1 protein-coding gene is annotated in these 3,779 nt (G+C 67.6%); it reads left to right on the top strand.

Going from position 1 to position 3,779, the window contains the following annotated elements; genetic code table 11:
- The coding region (locus IM632_RS12965) for a cytochrome P450 (RefSeq protein ID WP_296552426.1) at positions 1-3,760 on the top strand (3,760 nt) is incomplete at its 5' end.
- Between the last annotated feature and the right edge of the window lie 19 nt (positions 3,761-3,779).

Below are 3,779 nucleotides of genomic sequence, written 5' to 3'. Positions count from 1 at the left end.
GAAGGCTGGCAAGATCCAGAGATCGGAGATTCCTTCCTTCCTGGCGGGCAACGCCACCGGGATGATTCCGACCACCACCATCGGCATGACCAACATCATCACGGAGTTGATGTCCCGACCGCTGTGGTGGGCGGAGGCCCGACGCCTGGCGGCGAAGATTCAGGCAGCGAAGATTCAGGCGGCGGGATCCGAGGGAGCGCCTGAAGACCGGGCGCGGTTCCAGGACATCCTCCTCGAGGCCGCCCGTCTCTCACCAACCCTTTACCCGGGTCAGTGGCGCATTGTGGCCAAGGATGGGGCCATAGCCCCCCGAACCCTGAGAGGCGCCCGTGTCCGCGCCGGGGACCTGATCATGGTCTCTACCGGCGCGGCTCTTCGCGACAGGCGTCGCTTCCGCAAGCCGCACGCCTTCAATCCTGACCGCCCGCAGGAGGAGAAGGCCGCTGCGCGCCTGATCTTCGGCCATGGCGTCCACGAGTGTGTCGGCGCCCACCTTGCCATCGCGGTGATGGTCGAGATTGGCCTCGCGCTCTTCTCCCGAGAAGGCCTCCTGCCCGCGTCAGGAGACGCCGGAAGGGTGCGGTCCGCGGGACCCTTTCCCCGTCACATGGAGATGACCTGGCGCCCAGACGGGCCCGTGTCCGGACAAACGCTGATGGTGATCGCCGCCCAGCTGCCGGCAGGGGCTGACGCGGCGTCTTTCGCACAGGGACTGGAAGGCCTTCGGAACGGCGGCGGGAAGAGCGACCTCGACAAGGCCGGCGTTGTTCACTTCGCCTCCTTCAGCGTGCTCGACCTGGGACATGAAGGGGCTCCGCAGCCCTGGCTGGTCGGGGAGCTCAACGTCGACGGTGACGGCCCGACGGGCATAGATCGCACCGCCGCCTGCATGGGTCAGTGGCTGAACCTCTTCCGTATCGCTGATCCGACCCTGCGGACGACCATCGACCTCGCCCGGTTCTTCAAGACCCATGTGCTGGACATCCGCTGCACCCCCTGGGGCGCCACCGGCCTGCAGTATCCGGGCGCCATCGGCTTGCCGGTCACCGATGTTCGCCGCCAGCAGGACCTCGCCGACTACGTCCGCGAGGTGCTCGACCACCTCAACGCCCGCGGCGCGCCCGAGGACAGGGACACGGTCCGGCGGGCTGGCGGCCCTCCTGACGCCGTCCAGACCCTGGACACCGTCCGCCGCCTGATCCGCAGGGATCCCGACCTGTTGCTGGCGGCGGCGGACGATCCGAACCTGAAGCAGCTGGCCCTGAAGGGCGAGGCGTACCAGGGATTCCTCACTCGCCCCCTCAGCCGTCGCCTCGCCTTCACCGATTTCTCGTCACCGCCCGGAAGTGATAGCCCGCCGCTCCTGACTGTACTGGGACAGGTGCTGCAGGACAGGAACCGCGCCGCGGTCCTCGCTGTCCTGCTGGCTCTGGCGGTAGCGGTTATGACCTCGGTCCGGGTGTTCCTGATCCCGGGAACTGGCGGTGATGACCTCGCGGGGCTTCTGGAGATCGCCTTCACAAGTCTGGTCTGGATCCTGGCGGCCTGTATCCTGGCGGTCATTACGGCGACCGGAGCCTTTGTCGGGCTGATCACCGCCCACGAAGCCGCCGACAGGGCGGATCCGAGTTCGCCCTCGCCTCAGGCTGTTGCAGATGTGGAGACCTTCGAGAATCTTGAGGGCTATGCCCAGAACCATATGATCTCGGTCACGCGCCTGAAGCCTGGCCCCTTCCGCCGTTACACCCTGGCCCTGGGCATGTGGGTAATCCGCCTCCTGGCGCTCTTCGTCTTCCGGCAAGGCAACCTCGCGCGGATGGGCACCATCCACTTCGCCCGTTGGGTCAAACCGCCGGGCACTGACGCCCTGATCTTCATGTCCAACTACGACGGCTCGTGGCTGAGCTACCTGGAAGACTTCACGGCGCTCGCCTCGCTGGGTCTCAACGCCGCCTGGGGACATAGCCGCGGCGGGCCGACGGCGAGGCTGATGTTCTTCGGCGGCGCTTCGGATTCCGACGCCTTCAAGCGGTTCGCCAAGCGCTCACTCCGACGGACCAACTTCTGGTACTCGGCCTATCCCGGCGTGACCTTGGAGAACATCCGCCGGAACGCCCTGATCCACGACGGCCTGATGCGGGCGGCGAACGCCACCGAGGCCCAGGACTGGCTGGATATGCTGGCCTCCGTGAAGCGGCCTGAACGCGAGATCCAGACAGAAGAGGTGCAGACCCTCGTGCTTCGGGGCCTGGGCTCCCTGCCCGCCATGGCCTGCGGGCTGATCCATATTCCGCCGGAAGCCAATCTGCCCGGGTGGACAGCCTATCTGTCGCGCACCGTCGCCTTCGGGAACGAGGATCCCGACCCGCAACGCTGGCACTCCCGGCTTGTGGCGAGGGTCTTCAGGCAGGAAGCCGGCCCCTTGCCCGAAAGGCCGCCGGAGGTGGCCTTCGTCGGCTTCACCGCCTCGGGTCTGGTGAAGCTGGGCCTGCCCGGCCCGGATACGGGCACTGGGCTCGCCGGCCTCCTGGCGCCCTTTTACCAGGGGATGAGCAGCCGCGAGCGGATCCTCCGCGACGCCGGGCCCTCCGCCCCCTCCAACTGGTCCTGGTCTGACTCCGCCTGGACGGGCCTCACGCCCGGAAAGGCCGGAGTCGACGCGGTGCTGCTGGTCTACGGGATGACCCCCGACGACTGCAGCACCGCCATCGGCGCGCAGGCCGCCGCCTTTGGCTTGACCCTCAGAAAGACGCTGTCCTCCCCCGCGCGTCCGGTCCTGCCAGGCGGCCTGCGCGCCGAACCCTTTGGTTTCGCCGACGGAATCTCCAATCCGGTGATGAAGGGACTAAGGGGCGATCCCGGCCTTGCCGGAGACCAGGTGGCGCCTGGCGAGATCCTGCTCGGCTATCCGCACAACCGGGACGGGCGGGTTCCAACCTGCGCCGTGCCCGCTGAACTGGACCCGCTGGACCTCCTGCCGGCGGTCTCGAACTCGCTCTACCGTCGGTATCCGGCCTTCGGGCTGGAGTCCGGCGCCGGGGCGGACCGCGATTTTGGCCGTAACGGGACCTTCCTCGTAATCCGGCAGCTGGAGCAGGATGTGGCGGGTTTCCAGGACTACACGGCCAGAGCGGCCGCCGACCTGGCGGCCTGCCCCGGCATGTCGTCGGTGGACCCGCACTGGGTCGGCGCAAAGATGATCGGGCGCTGGAAGGATGGCTCCCCGGTTGTCCTCTACCCTCATGCGAGCCCCCGTACGCCCAATCCCACGAATGACTTTGGCTACGCCGGGTTCGACCCCCGCGGATTTGCTTGTCCCCTGGGCTCGCATGTGCGGCGTGCAAATCCCAGGGACAGCCTGATGTCCGACAACCTCAAGGCGCCCAACCATGTCAGCAGTCACCGGATCCTGCGCCGCGGTCGGGCCTATATTGAGCCGGCCCCGGCCGGTGCTCAGCCGACCGAGGGCCTGATCTTCCTGGCCGCCTGCTCCGACCTCGAGCGGCAATTCGAGTTCATCCAGCAGAGCTGGCTGGGGGAACCGTCCTTCCACGGACTGACCGGTGAAGCCGACCCTGCGGTGGATAACGATGGCAGGTTGCAGGACCTGTCCCTGCCCGACGGGCGCACCGTCCGGAGGATCCGGGGAATCCCGGACTTCGTGACGGTGCGGGGCGGCGGCTACTTCTTCATGCCCAGCCGGTCGGCGCTCTACTATCTGGCGGACAGGACCCGGCGCTTCAGCCGATCTTCGGGTTGAGTTCGCCGGCGGCGTAGCG

The sequence above is a fragment of the Phenylobacterium sp. genome (assembly GCF_020402505.1).
Lineage (GTDB): Bacteria > Pseudomonadota > Alphaproteobacteria > Caulobacterales > Caulobacteraceae > Phenylobacterium.
Note: the sequence above shows the minus strand (reverse complement) of the source record. Positions and strands in the feature narration are given on the sequence as shown.